At 66.2% G+C, this 17,183-nt stretch carries 15 protein-coding genes; 7 read left to right on the forward strand and 8 right to left on the reverse strand.

Annotated features, from left to right (window positions below):
• Nucleotides 1-96 precede the first annotated feature (96 nt).
• The 7 genes from B4U45_RS13840 (at nt 97) to B4U45_RS13870 (ending at nt 6,914) form a co-directional block, all read left to right on the forward strand.
• On the forward strand, nt 97-393 hold the full coding sequence (locus B4U45_RS13840; protein WP_075549733.1) for a PE domain-containing protein: 297 nt from the start codon (nt 97-99) through the stop codon (nt 391-393).
• 48 nt (nt 394-441) lie between these two features.
• A complete protein-coding gene (locus tag B4U45_RS13845) occupies nt 442-1,542 on the forward strand; it encodes a PPE family protein (protein WP_075549827.1) in 1,101 nt (366 codons plus the stop codon).
• Between the two features lie 92 nt (nt 1,543-1,634).
• Nucleotides 1,635-1,937 (forward strand): type VII secretion system ESX-1 WXG100 family target CFP-10, encoded by a 303-nt coding sequence (gene esxB, locus B4U45_RS13850; protein WP_023368929.1) that lies wholly within the window; start codon nt 1,635-1,637, stop codon nt 1,935-1,937.
• A gap of 35 nt (nt 1,938-1,972) precedes the next feature.
• Nucleotides 1,973-2,260, forward strand: coding sequence for a type VII secretion system ESX-1 WXG100 family target ESAT-6 (esxA, locus tag B4U45_RS13855; RefSeq protein WP_023368930.1), 288 nt, complete (start codon nt 1,973-1,975; stop codon nt 2,258-2,260).
• 117 nt (nt 2,261-2,377) lie between these two features.
• Complete coding sequence (locus tag B4U45_RS13860; RefSeq protein WP_219859415.1) at nt 2,378-4,459, forward strand: MinD/ParA family ATP-binding protein; 2,082 nt, start codon at nt 2,378-2,380, stop codon at nt 4,457-4,459.
• On the forward strand, nt 4,456-5,991 hold the full coding sequence (gene eccD / locus B4U45_RS13865; protein ID WP_099223997.1) for a type VII secretion integral membrane protein EccD: 1,536 nt from the start codon (nt 4,456-4,458) through the stop codon (nt 5,989-5,991). The genes B4U45_RS13860 and eccD overlap by 4 nt, the downstream gene beginning before the upstream one ends.
• 113 nt (nt 5,992-6,104) lie before the next feature.
• Nucleotides 6,105-6,914 carry a hypothetical protein gene (locus tag B4U45_RS13870; protein ID WP_075549682.1) on the forward strand — a complete coding sequence of 270 codons (810 nt, stop codon included), beginning with the start codon at nt 6,105-6,107 and terminating at the stop codon, nt 6,912-6,914.
• A 269-nt stretch (nt 6,915-7,183) separates the two neighbouring features.
• Here the strand turns inward: B4U45_RS13870 and B4U45_RS13875 are convergent, their stop codons facing one another.
• The 8 genes from B4U45_RS13875 to eccA form a co-directional block, all read right to left on the reverse strand.
• Nucleotides 7,184-7,459 carry a hypothetical protein gene (locus B4U45_RS13875; protein ID WP_075549683.1) on the reverse strand — a complete coding sequence of 92 codons (276 nt, stop codon included), beginning with the start codon at nt 7,457-7,459 and terminating at the stop codon, nt 7,184-7,186.
• Between the two features lie 4 nt (nt 7,460-7,463).
• Nucleotides 7,464-7,706, reverse strand: a complete 243-nt coding sequence (locus tag B4U45_RS13880; RefSeq protein ID WP_099223991.1) for a hypothetical protein — start codon at nt 7,704-7,706, stop codon at nt 7,464-7,466.
• Between the two features lie 179 nt (nt 7,707-7,885).
• Nucleotides 7,886-10,192, reverse strand: a complete 2,307-nt coding sequence (locus B4U45_RS13885; RefSeq protein WP_219859416.1) for a secretion protein EspK — start codon at nt 10,190-10,192, stop codon at nt 7,886-7,888.
• Between the two features lie 393 nt (nt 10,193-10,585).
• Nucleotides 10,586-10,924 carry a YbaB/EbfC family nucleoid-associated protein gene (locus tag B4U45_RS13890; RefSeq protein ID WP_036395221.1) on the reverse strand — a complete coding sequence of 113 codons (339 nt, stop codon included), beginning with the start codon at nt 10,922-10,924 and terminating at the stop codon, nt 10,586-10,588.
• 5 nt (nt 10,925-10,929) lie between these two features.
• Nucleotides 10,930-12,327, reverse strand: coding sequence for an EspB family ESX-1 secretion system-associated protein (gene espB / locus B4U45_RS13895; RefSeq protein WP_075549686.1), 1,398 nt, complete (start codon nt 12,325-12,327; stop codon nt 10,930-10,932).
• A gap of 99 nt (nt 12,328-12,426) precedes the next feature.
• Nucleotides 12,427-13,824: a type VII secretion protein EccE gene (gene eccE / locus B4U45_RS13900; protein WP_075549687.1), complete on the reverse strand. Its 1,398-nt coding sequence runs from the start codon at nt 13,822-13,824 to the stop codon at nt 12,427-12,429.
• Nucleotides 13,821-15,143 carry a type VII secretion-associated serine protease mycosin gene (mycP, locus tag B4U45_RS13905; protein ID WP_371686639.1) on the reverse strand — a complete coding sequence of 441 codons (1,323 nt, stop codon included), beginning with the start codon at nt 15,141-15,143 and terminating at the stop codon, nt 13,821-13,823. Before mycP ends, eccE begins: the two co-directional genes overlap by 4 nt.
• 143 nt (nt 15,144-15,286) lie before the next feature.
• Nucleotides 15,287-17,146, reverse strand: a complete 1,860-nt coding sequence (eccA, locus tag B4U45_RS13910) for a type VII secretion AAA-ATPase EccA (protein ID WP_089025101.1) — start codon at nt 17,144-17,146, stop codon at nt 15,287-15,289.
• Nucleotides 17,147-17,183: the final 37 nt, after the last annotated feature.

A 17,183-nucleotide genomic window follows, 5' to 3' on the forward strand; every position in this document is an offset into this window, starting at 1 on the left:
GGAGCCCAGCGCGGTGCTCTTCGTCGGGGTTTGTTTCCGGCTATAACTAAACGGTTTAACGGCTAGACGGTAAATACCAGGAGAAGAAGTCGGCAAATGGAAGAAATGTCACACGCCGCCGCCGCTGCCGACATTGGCGGGCAAGTGAGCGATAACGCGCTCGGTGGTGTGGCAGCGGGTGCGACGGCGGTGATGTCGGTGACCGGGCTGGTGCCCGCGGGCGCCGACGAGGTCTCGGCCCAGGCGGCCGCGGCGTTCGCCTCCGCGGGCGCGCAGATGCTGGCTTCCAACAGCTCGGCCCAGGCCGAACTGCAACGGGCCGGAGACGCGGTCCAGGACATCGCCCGGACTTATTCGCAAGTGGACGACGGCGCCGCCGGCGTCATCGCCTAACAGGTCAACCAACCGACAGAGACAGCGCAACCAAAAGGAGTGATCGCCATGTGGTGGCACGCAATGCCGCCGGAGTTGAACACCGCGCGGCTGATGGCCGGCGCGGGCCCGGCTCCGATGCTGGCCGCAGCCACGGGCTGGGCAGCGTTCGCGGCCGCCTTGGATGCTCAGGCCGTCGAATTGACTGCTCGCTTGAACTCGCTGGGTGAAGCGTGGACGGGCGGAGGCAGCGACAAGGCGATCGCGGCTGCCCTGCCGATGGTGACCTGGCTGCAGACCGCCTCAACGCAGGCCAAAACGCGGGGCCTACAGGCCACGGCGCAGGCGGCCGCATACACGCAGGCGATGGCGACCACGCCGTCGCTGGCCGAGATCGCGGCCAACCACATCACCACCGCGATTCTGATGGCGACCAATTTCTTCGGCATCAACACCGTGCCTATCGCCTTCAATGAGATGGACTACTTCATCCGCATGTGGACTCAGGCCGCCCTGGCGATGGACGTCTACCAGGCCGAGACCCTGGCTAACACGCTCTTCGAAAAGCTCGAGCCGATGACCGCGATCCTCGACCCGGGCATGAGCGGCCAGAGCATGGTGGCGAGCCCGGTCTTCGATATGGCGTCACAGGTCACCGGCGTACCGGCCAGCCAGCTTCAGGCGACGGCGGGCCAGCTCGCCGAGGCGAGCGGGCCCATGCAGCAGCTGACCCAGCCGATGCAACAGTTGACGTCGATGTTCAGCCAGACCGGCGGCATGGCCGGCAGCAATCCGGCCGACGACGAGGCTTTGCAGATGGGCTTGGTCGGCACCAGTCCGCTGTCCAACCATCCGCTGGCCGGCGGATCCGGCGCCAGTATGGGTGCAGGTTTGCTACGCGGGGAAGCGCTGCCCGGCGCCGGCGGGACGTTGGCCCGCACCCCGCTCATGAGCGAGCTACTCGATAAGCCTGTCGGCCCGGCCGTGCAACCGGCCGCCGCTGCGGGGTCCTCAGCGACCAGCGGAGCGGCCCCGGTCGGCGCGGGCGCGATGGGGCAGGGAGCACAAACCGGCGGTTCTTCCCGACCGGGAATGGCCGCACCGGCCACGCTCACCCAGGAGCGCAACGACGCAGACGAAGACGACTGGGACGACGAGGACGACTGGTGACCGTCGCCGCAGACAACAGACTTCCCGGCCACCCGGGCCGGAAGACTTGCCAACATTTTGGCGAGGAAAAGAAAGAGAGAAAGTAGTCCAGCATGGCAGAGATGAAGACCGATGCCGCTACCCTCGCGCAGGAGGCAGGTAACTTCGAGCGGATCTCCGGTGACCTGAAGACGCAGATCGACCAGGTCGAGTCAACCGCTGCTTCGCTGCAGGCCCAATGGCGTGGTGCGGCGGGCACGGCGGCCCAGGCCGCGGTGGTGCGCTTCCAAGAGGCGGCCAACAAACAAAAGGCTGAGCTCGAGGAAATTTCGACGAACATTCGTCAGGCCGGCGTCCAATACTCGAAGGCCGACGAGGAGCAGCAGCAGGCGCTGTCCTCACAAATGGGCTTCTGACCCCCAATTACCACAAAGAAACGGAGCAATAGGACATGACAGAGCAGCAGTGGAATTTCGCGGGCATCGAGGCCGCGGCCAGCGCAATTCAGGGGAATGTCACCAGCATTCATTCCCTTCTCGACGAAGGCAAGCAGTCTTTGACCAAACTGGCTGCGGCCTGGGGCGGTAGCGGTTCGGAGGCCTACCAGGGTGTCCAGCAGAAGTGGGACGCCACCGCGCAGGAGCTGAACAACGCGCTGCAGAACCTCTCGCGCACGATCAGCGAAGCCGGTCAGGCCATGGCCTCGACCGAGGGCAACGTAACGGGGATGTTCGCATAGGTAACACCCTATTCGCGTACAATACCGAAGCACGAGATCGGGCGAGTTCAACCCTTTTGGGGATCTCGCCCCTTCTCGTGCTTTGTCCTATTATTGGCGAACTTCTGAGAGGTTCTCATGCCGGCCGACTATGACAAACTCTTTCGGCCCGCTGAAGGTTCGGAGCCACCAGAAGAAGAGAACACGGAATCGTACTTCGATGCGAGTTCGCCGTATCCACCGCCCGCCAAACCCAATGGCGACACTCCGGCGACGCCGATCGACTGGTCGCAGCCGTTTGCCCCGGCCGCAGCGACCCCGCCGGCACCGTCGGTAGCGACGCCACCGCCGCCACCGAAACCGCCGCTGCCCCCCATGCCCATCGGCGGACCCCCGCCGGCACCATTCGAACCCCCGCCGGCGTCACCCGAACCGCCACCGGCGCCACCCGAACCACCGGCGCCGCCACAACCCCCGGAGACTGCGCCGCCGGGCAAACCGGTCGCCGCAGCTGAACCGCCGGCCGGCAAGCAACCCTCGGCCGAACCGCCACCGGCACCACCGTCACCCAAACCACCCGTCGCACCGATGCCGATGGGCGCGCCGCCGACGCCCGCACCACAGCGACCCGAAGCCCCGCGCAGGCCCGCCCCACCGCCACCGGCCGCGACTTGGCGATCACCATCGCCGCCAGCAGCACCGCAACCATCGCGGTCGGCCACCGAACCGTTTGCGGCTGCTCCGAATCCACCGCAACCTCCTACCGCGCCGACTCGGTCGGTAGCGACCGAAACGTCGCCACACAACGTTCGGCCCGGCGAGCATCAGCAACCTACTCCGCCCCCCGCGCAACCGCCATCCGATGCTCCCCGGCATTCGCGACGCGCCCGCAAGGGTCACCGCTATCGGCCCGAACCGGACGACGACGAGGCGCCGTCGGCACCCGGTGCCGCCGTTCCGCAACGCCTGCCGACAGACCAGACGCAACCGGCCTCCAGGGTCGGACCGACGACCGCGTTCGCGTGGTTACCGCCAAGCCACTCCGACTCCGATCGTCCGTCGGAGGCCGAGGCCGCCCCGCCTCCTACCGAAACCCATCCCGAACCCACCGGCGGCCGCCGCGCCAGGCGGCGCGCCGATCAGGCCGCTACCGCGACACCAACAACCGCACTGCCTCCGTCGTCCGGGCTGGCGCCCACGCGGGCTCAGCCGCCGGGCCCGGTGCGCGCCCAACCACCGCACTCTCCCGCCCAGGGCCAATTCCCACCTGCTCCGGCCCCGGCAAGGCCGCACAGCGAGCCTGCTGCGGTCGATGGTGGTCGCGCCGGGAAGCCCGCGAAGCTGGTATCCAAGCGAGGGTGGCGGCGTTGGGTGCACTCGGTCACCCGGATCAACTTCGGACTGTCACCCGACGAGAAATACGAACTGGACCTGCGTAACCGGGTCAGCACAAGACCTCGCGGCTCGTATCAGATCGCGGTGCTCGGGCTGAAGGGTGGTGCCGGCAAGACCACCACGACAGTCACGCTGGGCACGACACTGGCGCAGGTGCGGGGTGACCGGATCTTGGTGCTGGATGCGGATCCGGGCTGCGGCAACCTCGCCGAACGCGCGGGCCGTTCGTCGCCCTCATCGATCGCGGATCTCCTGGCCGACCCGCAGTTGTCGCACTACAACGACGTCCGCGCGCACACCAGCGTGAACGCCGCCAATCTGGAAATCCTGCCCACTCAGGAATACACCACCGCACGCCGCGGGCTCAGCGGTGAGGACATGCGGATCGCCGTCGACAAGGTATCCAAGTTCTACAACCTCGTCATTGCCGACTGCGGAGCCGGGCTCTTCGACCCGGTGACCCGCGGCGTACTGGAAACATCGTCGGCAATAGTGATCGTGACGAACGTATCGATCGACAGCGCGCGTCAAACCGCGATTGCCCTGGAGTGGTTGCGGCACAACGGATATCAGGACCTTCTGAACCGCGCCTGCGTGGTCGTCGACCACGTTTCTGTTGGCGAGACCAACGTCGCGGAAAAACACGTGGTCCGCCAGTTCCAACAGCAGCTCCAGCCCGGCCGGGTGGTGGTCTTACCGTGGGACAAGCACATCGCGGCCGGTGGCGAAATTCACCTCGAACAGCTCGGCCCGGTCTACAAACGACGAATCCTCGAGCTGGCAGCAGCCTTATCCGACGATTTTGAAAGGGCCGGACGCCGATGAGCGCACCTGCCGTTGCCGCCCCCGCCGCCGCAGCGGGCACAACTCCGCCGAAACCCGCGACCACCCGGGTGACCATCCTTACCGGCAAACGGATGACAGACCTGGTGCTGCCCGCGGCGGCGCCCATGGAAACCTATATCGACGACACCGTCGCGGTGCTAGCCGATCTGCTGGAAGACACCCCGCCTGACGTTTTGGCCGGCTTCGACTTTTCCGCACAGGGAGTGTGGGCCTTCGCCCGTCCCGGATTCCCGCCGCTAAGACTGGATCAATCGCTCGACGAAGCCGGCGTGGTCGACGGCTCATTGCTCACCCTGGTGACCGTGAGCCGGACCGAGCGGTATCGACCGCTCGTCGAAGACGTCATCGACGCGATCGCGGTGCTTGACGAATCGCCGGAGTTCGACCGCTCGGCCCTGAATCGTTTTGTTTACGTGGCGATACCGGTAATGACCCTGCCGATCACCGCGGTCGCCATGCGGGCGTGGTGGGCAACCGGCCGCAGCCCGTTCTGGCCGCTGGCAGTAGGCCTGATCGGCGTCGCGGTCCTGGTGGGCTGCTTTGTCGCAAAGCGCTTCTACCAGAAAAAGGGCCTGGCCGAGAGCCTGCTGCTCACGGCCTACCAACCGCTCACCGCCGCGGCGGCGATCGCCGTTCCGCTGCCGCGTGGAGTCAACTCGCTGGGAGCTCCGCAGCTCGCCGCTGCCGCCACGGCCGTCTTATTCCTGACGCTGATGACCCGCGGCGGTCCTCGGCGGCGTCATGAATTGGCGTCGTTCGTCGCGATCACATCCATCGCGACCATCGCCGCCGCCGTCGCCTTCGGCTACGGCTACCAGCACTGGGTCCCTGCGGGCGCGATCGCATTCGGGCTGTTCATCGTCACGAATGCGGCCAAACTGACCGTCGCCGTCGCGCGGATTGCGCTACCGCCCATCCCCGTTCCGGGCGAAACCGTGGACAACGAGGAATTGCTCGATCCCGTCACCGCCCAAGACGCCACCAACGAGGAGACTCCGACCTGGCAGGCCATCATCGCGTCCGCGCCGGCGTCCGCCGCACGTCTGACCGAGCGCAGCAAGCTGGCCAAGCAACTGCTCATCGGTTACGTCACGGCCGGGACCCTGGTCCTTGCCGTCGGTTCCATCGCGGTTGTGGTGCACGGACACTTCTTCGTGCACAGCCTGGTGGTCGCGGGCCTGATCACCGTGATCTGTGGATTCCGGTCGCGGCTGTACGCAGACCGGTGGTGTGCATGGGCAATGTTGGCTGCGGCCGTCGTGATCCCGACGGGCTTGGCGGTCAGGCTCAGCCTCTGGTACCCGCACTACGCCTGGCTGATGCTGACCGTTTACCTCGCCACCGCCGTGGTGGCTCTGATCGTCGTGGGAGCCACGGCTCAGGTTCGTCGCGTCTCCCCGGTGATGAAGCGGATTCTGGAATTGATCGACGGCGCCATGGTGGCATCCATCGTTCCCCTGCTGCTGTGGATCACCAGCGTCTTCGACATGGTCCGGAATATCCGCTTCTGAGCTGTCAGCGTGCCATTTTCTGCGCTGCACTGGTGACCGAAATTGGCGCGATTGGCCCTATGTGATGTCGGGTAAAATTTGCTCGATGGGTAGCCTACAGAAGGGATTTTGCGATGGCTGAACCACTGGCCGTCGATCCCGCCCGCCTGATCGCCGCTGGAAGCAAACTCGCCGACCTCGTTTTCCCGGCGCTTCCGGCGCCAATCGCGGCGACCGGATCCGATCCGATATCCGCAGCGATCAACGAGACGATGCCGGGCATCGAATCACTGGTTTCCGACGGTTTACCCGGCGTCAGTGCCGCTCTCAAGCGGACGGCAACCAGCATGGCCACCGCGGCTGACATCTACCGCAAAGCCGATCAGTCGCTGGGCAACGCTTTGACGCAGTACCAGTTCGACTCCGACGGCCAACAGCGCGAAGCCAGCGGGGTAGCCGGTGCCGCGGCAAACCTGACCGGACAGGCTGGCCAATCGCTGGGTGCTCCGGCCGCCACGCAGCTGCTGGGTGCCCCGGCGGCGCAACTGCTGGGAGCGCCCGCGGGTGTGGTGTCGCAGCTCGGCCAGGCGGTAAGCGCTCAGGCCGAGGCGCTGTCGCCGCGGGTGGCTGCGACGGTGCCACAGGTCGTCCAGCTGGCCCCACAAGCCGGTCAGATGGCGCAGCAAGCATCTCCGATCGCCCAGACCATCAGTCAGTCAGCACAACAGGCGGCCTCACAGAGCTCGCAAGGCGCATCTCCCGCCCAGCTCGCCTCCGACACCAAGCCGGAGCAGCAGGGGCAGCTCGTCGATGACACCCAGAAGGACGAGGACAAAGACGACGAAGACGGCGCCGCAGCCGGCGCAGCCACGTTGGTCAGTGCTCCTGTCCACGCCGCAACGGGCGGCAACGCGTCGGCGGGCTCGGTCGCAGCACCCGTCTGATTTCCAACCGCGGGCACCGGTTTCGCCGAGATCTACCTCAGCGCGACGTTCTGCCTCGATCCTGATGTGCATCAACCGGGGAGCCAACGAGCCCGGGCACCACCGATATTCCGGGCGACCCGACACAGCCGGCTCTGAAACTACAAATCCGAAACCGCTCACGCCAGCACGTCAGCCCCGCGAAAGATCGCGGCTAGCAGACATCAGCTCAAGTTATTGACCGAGTGTCAATTCACCCCGGCAGTATTGCGTGGGGATATTCGCTTATCTCACAGGTGACAATGTATGCGATTGGTATCAGCATACCCGCGAGCAGCGGGTGCTATTTTATATTTGACAGCTTTCGGATGCTGCCGCCGCAGTCGCTTGTGCGTGACCAGGGCCGAAACGATCCAAATAGTAAGCTCGAGAAACGCGGCGCCGATTACCGAGTAGAATAAAAGGCCAAAGGTCATCAAGGTCATCACCGAGATGAACCAGAGTCCGATGCCGGCGGCCACACCGGTGACACCCCAGATGATCTTGGCTGCGAGGTTCCTCGTCATAGCCTCAGTTTATGCCTCGCCCTGTGGTGAAGAACCCCGTGGCGGCGGCAGCATTTTGCGTGACGTTATTGATATCAGGCTGCCAGGTGTCGCACGCGACCGCGGTGTATCCGCCGCGGAGCATAGGGTCAAAGCTCAGGATGTCTTCGAATCTGGCCCTGCGTAATGAAGCCCCCAATACCAAGGTGTATTTGGCCATCAGTCCGATAGAAGTGAAAGTGGATTGTGCTGCCGGGGCCGTCACCATGGCGGGAGTATCACAGGAACTCGATATTGATGTCGCTCGCGCTTTTGTCTATCTGTGTGGCCCTGACAGGGAAGTTCAGCAATTTCTGCCCAGCTTCCACTGGAACCTTTGCGCACTCACGTCGATCTCGAGCGTCGCCGCTGGTCCGGGCCTGATGTGGCCCCGGTACGCAGCAGGTTTCAGGATGCCGCGGTCAGGGCGCTGTCGAGCAAACCGGTGACATATCGCCAATACAGCCAGTCCTCGACCGCGGGGCGCTGAGCCTCCGCGTCGGCGGCACCGTATGCCTGGTGCAGGGCAATTTCCTGGCAGTGTCCGGAATAGGCCCGAAACGCCCGCAGGTGGGCCACTTCGCGGCCGGTGGCGCTGCTGGTCATCGGCTTCATCAGCTCGAACCACAGCATGTGCCGCTCGTCGTCCGGCGGGTTGGCATCGGCGGGCGCCGGCGGCAACAGGCCAAGCAACTGAAGGTCCTCGGTCTCGGCCAGCTGGGCCGCCGCCGATGGATCCACCACCTCCAGCCGCGGACGGCCGGTCATCTTGCCGCTCTCCGGGATATCGTCCGGCTCCAAAATGATCTTGGCTACGCCGGGATCGGAATTGGCCAACTGCTCCGCGGTTCCGATCACCGCCCGCAGCTTCAGGTCGTGAAACGCGGCCCATCCTTGCACGGCCAGTATCGGGTAGGTGGCGAATTGAGCCTTTTCGTCCGCCGGAATGGCGTGGTCGGCACTGGCCATGAACACGTTCGCGGGCAATTGCACGTGGTCAGGTATGTATGCCAGGCCGTAGCTGTTGGCCACCACGATTTCGCCGTCGGTGGTCACCGCCGTGACCCAGAAGAACCCGTAATCCCCCTCGTCACGGACGTCGGACGCATTCAATGCGGCTGCGATGCGACGCGCCAACCGCAGCGGGTCGGACTTACCGCGGCGGGCACCGGACGCCGCGGCAATGGCATCGCGCGCCGCCCGCGCTGCCGAAACCGGCACCGACGGCAACACCGTGAGGTCGTCGTCGGCCGACTCGCGCTTTTCCTTCTCGGGTGCCTCCGGCGGCGGCGCCGGCCGGGCCGGTGGCGCGATGCGCGCCGATGCCGGGCGAGGAGTCGCTGCCGCCGGTGCCCTGCCGGCTGGGCCCAACGGTGCCCGCCCGGTCGCGGCGCGCGAGCCCGCACTGGACGCGGCGCTCTGCCCGCTGCTCGGGCCGGCGCCCGCTGATGCTGCGGGAGCGGCGGTTCCGCCGGACATTCCGCGAGCGGCAGCCGGCATCCCGCCGGCGGCTGCGGGCGCCATCGGCTGTGACGACGACCCGTCGTCGCCATGCGACGGGCCCGACGGAGCCGTCGGTTGCGCGGACGGCATCGACGGCGCCTCCGTCGCGGCCGCGGGCTTCACATGAGCGGGCTCGGTCGACGGGGTATGTGGCGTCGACGGGGTTCCCGGATCGCTCGGCATCGACGGCTGGCTCGGTGATGGCGACGGGCCCACCGGAGCCGGTTGCGGGCTCGGCGCCGGTGCCGGCGCGGGAGTCGGTGAAACGGGAGTGGATGGGCCCGGGGCCGGCGCCGGGGCCGGTGCGGGATTGACCGGAGCGACTGGGCTGGCCGGCTGCTCCGGCTTCGGCTCGACCGGGTTAACCGGGGTGACCGGCTTAGCCGGCTTGCCCGGTGTCACCGGTGGGATCGGGGTCACCGGCGTTCCCGGGGTAACCGGGGGAACCGGCCTGGGGGTGACGGGAGTAACCGGTACGCCGGGGGTTACCGGTTTGCCCGGCGTGACCGGCGGGGCCGGCCGCGGGGTGACCGGAGTCACCGGTGCACCCGGTGTCACCGGCTTGTGCGGGTTGACCGGTGTCGGTTCGAAGGGCTTCGGCGCCGGGGGCGCGGGAGCAGGCTTGCCCGGAGTTGGTACGACCAACGACGGCACCTCGGGGGTGGGAGGCGTGACCTGGTGGAGCAGATCCTGGAGCGCGTTGTGCGGCGGCTTCCAGTTCCTGGACGCCGAGACTCGCTCGGCGGCTTCCGCCACCAGGCTGGCATTGGCGCTGTGCGTGGCGCGCACCAATGACTCGATAGCGGCCTTGCGCGCGTCGGCATCCATGTCGCGGTCGTTCTCCAACGCGATTATTTCCCGTTGCGCCCCGTCCACGTTGTTGCCGATATCCGCCTTTGCCTGGGCTATCAACCCGCCAATATGGCGGTGCCAGGTAATCACCGTTACCAGGTAGTCCTGCAGCGTGCTCATCTGGCTGAGGTTTGCCCCCAGGGCACCGTTGGCGGCATTGGCCGCCCCACCGGTCCATACACCGCCGTCGAAGACCTCGACCTGGTGGTGGCGGCAGGCATCCATCACGTCGGTGAACTGGTGCAAGACCCGGTTGTACTGCTGCGCCCGGTCGTAGAAGGTGTCCTCATCGGCCTCCGGCCACCCGCTCGGCTCGAGCATCTGCCCGGCGTACTCTCCTATCGGCCTCGGAATGCCCATCGCCTACTCTCCTCCCAACCGCCGCCATACCGCAGCGACGAGACCTGCCGGGTAGGTACCCGCAGTGGATCGTTCGACCGGCGCGCACGCTGCACAGCCACGGCGCCGGCTTTGATGCGGCGACGGCTGATGAGCGGTACCGGACGTCATGGTTAACAAGCCTAACCGAGGTTAAGACCAGCTAGATGCGGCAATTTGGGATCAGGGCGGCCGCCGAATCCGGCTCCGCACGGACGCCGGCAACCCTGCCATGGTGATGGCTGCATCGCTCGAACCGCGATGGGACGGGATGCGCGCAGCACGGCGCCAGACGGAATCGCAACACGCCGCAATGGCCCGGCCGGACGCTGAGCGTCAGCGTCCAAGCCGTCGCCGACGTGGCTAAGAACCGAGCTAGATCAGCCCTTTGTTCATCGTGTCGGACAAAGCGGACAGGACCGCGACCAGTTGCTCACCCGCCGCGTCGTTGTACGCCGTCGCCGCGGACTGTGCGTTCATCAGCGCTTCGTTGACCCGCGCCCCGACGACCTCCGCGCCCACCTGCTTCAGCAGGCCCTCCTCGATACGGACCCCGGTCAGCCATTGGTGTCCGTTGATCGTCACCTCGACGGTCTCGGTCTCGTCAGTGCCCCGGAAAGATCCGGTGTTCATCTGATTGAGCGTCCCATCGAGGGCCGTTTGGAACCGTGCCGCCAGCGCTAACGTCTGGGCGACATGCGGGTCCATTTCCATGCTGGTCACTTCGACTCCTTGCTGTCTTGACGACGACGGTTACCGATGACGGCCTCGGTCCACGCCCGGTCCTCGGTGTAAAGCGCCTCGTCGTCTTGCTGGGCGCCCTTGGACTTGGAGCTTCCCTGGCCCTGGCCGTGTGCCCCCATCGGCATGCCCATGCCGCCCCCGCCCATCCCACTGCCCGCCGCGGCCTTCCCCTGAGCCGCGCCGGCGATGTCGCCCGCGGCAGCCGGCCGCACCGAGTCGGTGCCCGCCAGGCCCGCCGGCTCCCCCAGCGGTGCCCCACCGATACCGCCGCCGCCTCCGCCGCCGCCCAGCGACATCGGCTTCATCCCCGGGTCCTTCGACAGGTTGGCTGCCGCCTGGTGAGCGGCAGATGTCAGTTCTGCACTGGTCCCGGCCGGCATCCCGCCACCAGCCCCGCCGGCCGGGGCCATCGGCGCCATCGGCATCCCGGTCAAGGGTGTTCCGCCCGAGCCGTCGCTGGGCGGCATCAAGAAGCTGGGGATCAATCCCTGCGGCTGAGCGGGGGGCGGTGGATCAATCTTGATGGCGGCTGGAGGCTTGGGCGGATTCACCGGTTCCAGGGTCGCCTTGGTGTTGTACTCGGAAAGCACCTGCTCCGACTTTTGCTGATATTCGGCGTACAGCTTGATGGCTTGATCCTTATACGCGGGGTCTTTGGACAACTCCTCGAGCTTTGCGATGTCCGCTGACGAAGGGTGGGACCGAATCGCCCACACTTGCAGCTGCGCGACGTACTGAGCTTGCTTGGCCAGCGCAGCACTCAATTTGGCCATGTGGAGTATCCACTCCCGTTGTTGATCCAGCGAGGCCTCACATGCCGTAGCCGCGTCACCTTCCCAATTGTCAAACGCACGGAATCGTTTGACATCCCCTTGCAACGCAAAGTTGTAATCGTTCCACGCGTTCGCGAAATCGATGAGCGATCGGCCTTGATCTCCGGATTCGAGCTTTACTGCCGCAGTCTTAAGATCGGTGAAGTCGGGATCTCCAGCGGCCGCGACCGTCGGTGTGTCTTGCAGCCCAGCCGAGCTGTCCCCGCCGGCGCCGCCGGCCGACTGGGCCTCCACAGTTCCGCTGCCATCGCTGTTCAGGGCGGTCGCTGACTCGCTATCGACTTCGCCATACGCCTTGGCCGCGTTGCGCAGCGAGGTCGCCAGCTTCTGCCGCTCCTTGGCACCAGCCGCCAGGAACTCCCGCATGTTCTCCGCCGATAACGCGAGCTGTTGGGCCGCATTCTTGGCCGCCGTCAGCGCACATGGTGGATTGGGCACATCGGTCGGCGGAACCTTGCCCGGGGGCAATGGGGCCTCCACCTCGTTGGCCCTGGTCAGAATTTCTTGTTGATCCACCGTCACGGTTTGCGGCTGGCTCATCTCGGATCATCCTCCTTAGTGCTACAGCCATTATCGTCGCTGAAGCGAGCGGTTACTGCACCAAAAATTTCGGCCGTCCCCGGGCTTGCCGACACTGTTCTACCTCGGCAGGGCCATCTGGTAGCGACTCTCCTCCGGCGGGGCAACCCGCCGGATCGGCAACTCCCGATGCCGCGGGGTGCTGATGAGGTTGTGCCGCAGGATCACCTTGTCGACGCCGGAATGCGGGCCGAGGTAGGTTGTCGCGTTCGGCCACGCGATCTTGGCCACCGGACCGACGTGCGCACCGATCAGGCTGGCGAACTGTTCGAAGTGCGGGCCAACCGTCACGATTCCGCCGGCGGCGGCCGAGCGCACCGCGAATTGCGTGAAGGTTTGAGCGTCGCCGAGGTTGATACTCACGTCCACGTCGTCGAACGGCATATATACCGGGTACCGGTTCACGGTTTGGCCGACCAGCACACCGGCCGATCCGATCGGCAGCTGACAGTGATGGTTGGGAACGAGGTTCTGCCCCTGCAACGCAGGCCGCTGGCCGCCGTAGAGGCGGGAGAAGCCGCGCGGCGTCTTCGGCTTGCCCACCGTAGTCAGCAGCACCGTGGACTGCGGCGGCATCCCCGGAGCGATGCGGACCCGGGTGACGGTGTGGTCGGCGCGTGCCGACCACCATAGGTCCGGGCCACCCGGTGCGGTGTAGGCGGCGGTGTAGGCGTCGCGGCCTTTGATCATCGACCACTTCTCCCGGACATAGCCGATGTCGATGGCGTGGTCGTAATCGTCGAAACTGCGTCCGCACACCGCGTCGACACCATTGCTGGCCAGGCTGTCGGCGATGCGAGTGGCCGATGCCACCAGATACCGGGCCAGTCCGGCGACCCCGGTGTCACGCCGCTGCGCCGACTTGTGGGTACGTTCGGGGTTGGCGCGCAACATGATCCACGTCCGGCGGTTCGCCGGCGCCGGGTCGGCGCCGATCACCTGCTGGTAGAGGTTCACCACATCCGGCGAGGCGGTGTTGCCGACGCGGTAACCTGCCGACACGACGTCTGCTTCCAAGTCGGGGCAGTGCACCGATAGCAGCTCCTCCAACAGTCGGGTGTCCAAGACGTCGTCGGTGTGGGCTTGCCCGTCGACGATCACCGTTGGGGTGAACGGTCGCGGCTTGAGTTCGATGACCGCGATCAAGCACTCACGTCGCCACCGCACCGCGACGTGGTCCCCGGGCTTGACGGTCGCACCGACGACCGGCTCGGAAGGAACGTCCGGCGGCTTGCGGCGCCGGCGCAGCCACGCGAAGACCGTTGCTACCCAACCGGTTACCCGACGCCCGAAGAAGGTGACCGTGGCCACGATGGTGGCCACCGCGACTATCGCTATGCCCGCCCACCAGTAGCGCGTATGCAGGAACAGCATGATGCAGGGCGGGCCCAGCACCGCGACGACCAAGGTGTGACCGGTGCTGAATCGTAACCGTATCGGACTGAATGGATTCCTCATCGGCGCCTCAGCGCCCGCGCGCTCAGTCCGCCGAGTGCCAGCGCCAGCGTCAGGCCCAGAACCGACAGCGCCACGATGGTGATCGGCCGGCGATCGGGGCCGGGTTCCACCACGGGCGGCGGAATTCGTCTGACATTGAAAGGGGCCGATGCGGGTCCCGGCGGGATGTCCCACGTCAACGCCGCCACCGCGTTGATCACGCCGGCGCCGACGAGGTTGTCGACTCCGCCTCCCGGATGTCGCGCGGTGGCGGTGATCCGGTTGATCACCTGTACCGGGGTGAGCTCCGGGAACCGCTGCCGCACCAGCGCCGCCAGACCCGAGACGTACGCCGCGGCAAACGAGGTGCCGGCGATCGGGACCGGCCCCTCCCGGCCCGGTAGGGCATTCACCGGCTCGCCACGGTCGCCGAGGGCGACGATGTTCTCCGCTGGGGCCGCCACGCCCACCCACGGTCCATGCATCGAGAAGGAGCTGGGCACACCGCTTTCGCCGATACCGCCGACGGTCAGCACCAAGGGCGCGTACCACGCGGGCGTGACGACCGTCTGCACCTTGCTCCAGCCCCGTGCGTCGCCGGGGGTCGACGCGTCCGGCAGCGGGTTCTGCGCGCAGTCGCCACCGGTGTTGCCGGCCGCGACGACCACCACGGCGTTCTTGACGTTGACCGCGTAATTGATTGCCGCGCCCAGGCTGATCTCGTCGATGGGCCGGGTCACCTTGTAACAGGCCGCCTCACTGATGTTGATCACACCGGCGCCCAGATTGGCCGCGTGCACTACCGCGCGAGCCAGGCTGCGGATGGACCCCGCCGCCGGGGTGGCGTTGGGATCATTGGGATTGGGTTGGGTGCCAACTGGTTCGAAGGCCTCGGACGTCTGGCGCAACGAAAGCAGCCGGGCATCGGGTGCGACGCCGACGAACCCGTCGGTCGGCGCCGGCCGGCCGGCGATGATGGAGGCGGTCAGCGTCCCGTGCGCGTCGCAGTCGGACAGGCCGTCGCCGGCCTGGTCGACGAAGTCGCCGCCCGGTTCCGCCGGCACTCGTGGCGAGGCGTCGACACCGGTGTCGATCACGGCCACCGTCACCCCGGCTCCGGTTGCGAACTTGTGCGCCTCCGAGACGCCGAGATAGGCGTTGCTCCACGGTGGATCGTGGAAGCTCGAATCCGGCAAGGTGGTAGGACTCGAACACAGGACGCGCTGTTCGGTGGGCTGGTCGGGACCGGTCACGTCGGGCGGTACTGCGCCCGGGTCGATCGACGGTGGATTGATTGCCAACGCGGGCGGCGCGTTGAGCAACGCCAGCACCATCGCCATCAGCAAGATCCGGTGCACCCCGGAATCACTCCGTTCATTGAGCCGCGTTGCCGACCTGGCATCTGCGTGTCAGGTCTGCGTGCATTTTAGACGTAACGGCTGCGTAAACAACGCTTTTCCCGCCGGGGCCGGGTCACGGTTTGCTACCAGACGATGGCGGACATGTCGCGGTTGTCCGAACACACGCTGCGCACCGCGGCCTGGATGTCGGCGGCGGTGATGACCTGCAGATCCTCAACCGACACCGGTTGGCCAGCCCGTTTTTGGGCGACCACTCGAGTGTCGCGGAGCCCTTCGGCCCGTTCGATGACGTTGCGGGCAAACCGGCCGTTTTGCATGGCGTCGATACCCTGCTGTCCACCGGGAGTGGTGTAGTTGCGGATGGTGGTGGCCGCGTCCAGAAATGTCTGGCGCGCGGCGTCGTCGAGCAGGCTGGCCCGCGGTGTGGCGTAGCGCTGCCCGATCTCGACGATCTCGGCCGGCGAATAGGACTCGAACCGCAGCTTGCGGTTGAACCGGCCGGCCAAACCCGGGTTGACGGACAGGAATTCGTCGACTTGGTCCTCGTAGCCGGCCCCGATGAAACAGAAGTCGAAACGGTGCGCTTCCAACGCCACCAGCAGTTGGTTGACGGCCTCCATGCCGATCATGTCCGGGGTGCCGTCCTGGTGGCGTTCCACCAAGGAGTAAAACTCGTCCATGAAAATTATTCGGCCAAGCGACTTTTCGATCAGTTCGTTGGTTTTCGGCCCGGACTCACCGATGTAGTGGCCACAGAAGTCCGAGCGGCGGACCTCCCGAATTTCGGGGTGCCGCACGATTCCCATGCCGGCATAAATCTTTCCCAACGCTTCAGCGGTGGTGGTCTTACCGGTGCCCGGCGGCCCGACCAGCAACATATGGTTGGTCTGCCCCTCGACGGGCAGGCCGTGTTCCAGCCGCATCGTGCGCACTTCAAGCTGGTCTTCCAGCGCCGCCACCGCCTGCTTCACCGCGGCCAGACCGACCTGCCTGGCCAGCAGTTCGCGGCCCTCGGCCAGCAACTCGGCCCTACGCTCGGCCGCGTCGTCGTCGTCGAGTTGGTCGCGGCTTTTCGCCGTAGCCGGATCCCACTTGTCGGTGCGGCTGGCGATGGTCTGCTCGTCGGTGACGACCAGGCGGAGCTTCGGGTCCGCCAGCGCTTCCTTGGCTGGTTCGGTCAGCACACCGTTGATGGTCGCTTTGGACAGCCAGATCCGCGCTTTTTCGTCCTCGTGCAGCTGGCGGTACACCATTCCGCGCACATAGGCCAGATCCGCGACCAGCAGCGGAATGTCGGCCGGGCCAATCGAAGCGGTCAGCACATGGGAATCGAAGCGGGCCGACGACTTGTTGTGCCCGATCACATCGACACGGTCCAACCAGTCCAGGGCGACGTGGCCCTGCCCCAAGTGGGCTGCGGCGTGAGCGGCCAGCGCACAAATCGATGCCGTTACCGCCGACATGACGATCGCCTGCGGGGGCAAATCCTCGGCGGCGGTCAACAACACATCGGGCCAACGCTGCGTGACGAACATCAGGAACGCGCGGGCCAGCTGATGCCACTGATAGTTGCGCCACGAATCCAAGAGCTCGCGGTTGGCCAACAGCGCGTCGGCCTCGGCGTACTCCCCGGCGATGGTCAGTGCGGACGACAGGGCAAGCCCCACCTGCGACGCGTCGGTCACCGTGATCCCTACGTAGGGACCCAGCTGGATGTCGGCCGAAAGCGTCCGGCCGATCCGCGTGGTTTCGCGGTGCAGCCATTCGCTGTTGGCGTGGAGCTGTCTGAGCGACGTCAGGTCATGGTCGCCACAGGCGATGCGGCCCAGCCATGCGTCAGCCATCGACGGGTCGGCGTCGGTGGCGGCGACGAACTCGGGTAACGCGGGTTCTGGTCCCTGGCTGCTCTTGATCGCCATCGCTCGATCGAAATGCCTACGGGCAGTGAGCAAATCAGCCATTGTATCCACCATCCTGGACAGCGTGGCGGTAATCGTTCCGCAACGGGGAAGTCTGCCT

It is taken from the genome of Mycobacterium persicum (assembly GCF_002086915.1).
Taxonomy (GTDB): Bacteria; Actinomycetota; Actinomycetes; order Mycobacteriales; family Mycobacteriaceae; genus Mycobacterium; species Mycobacterium persicum.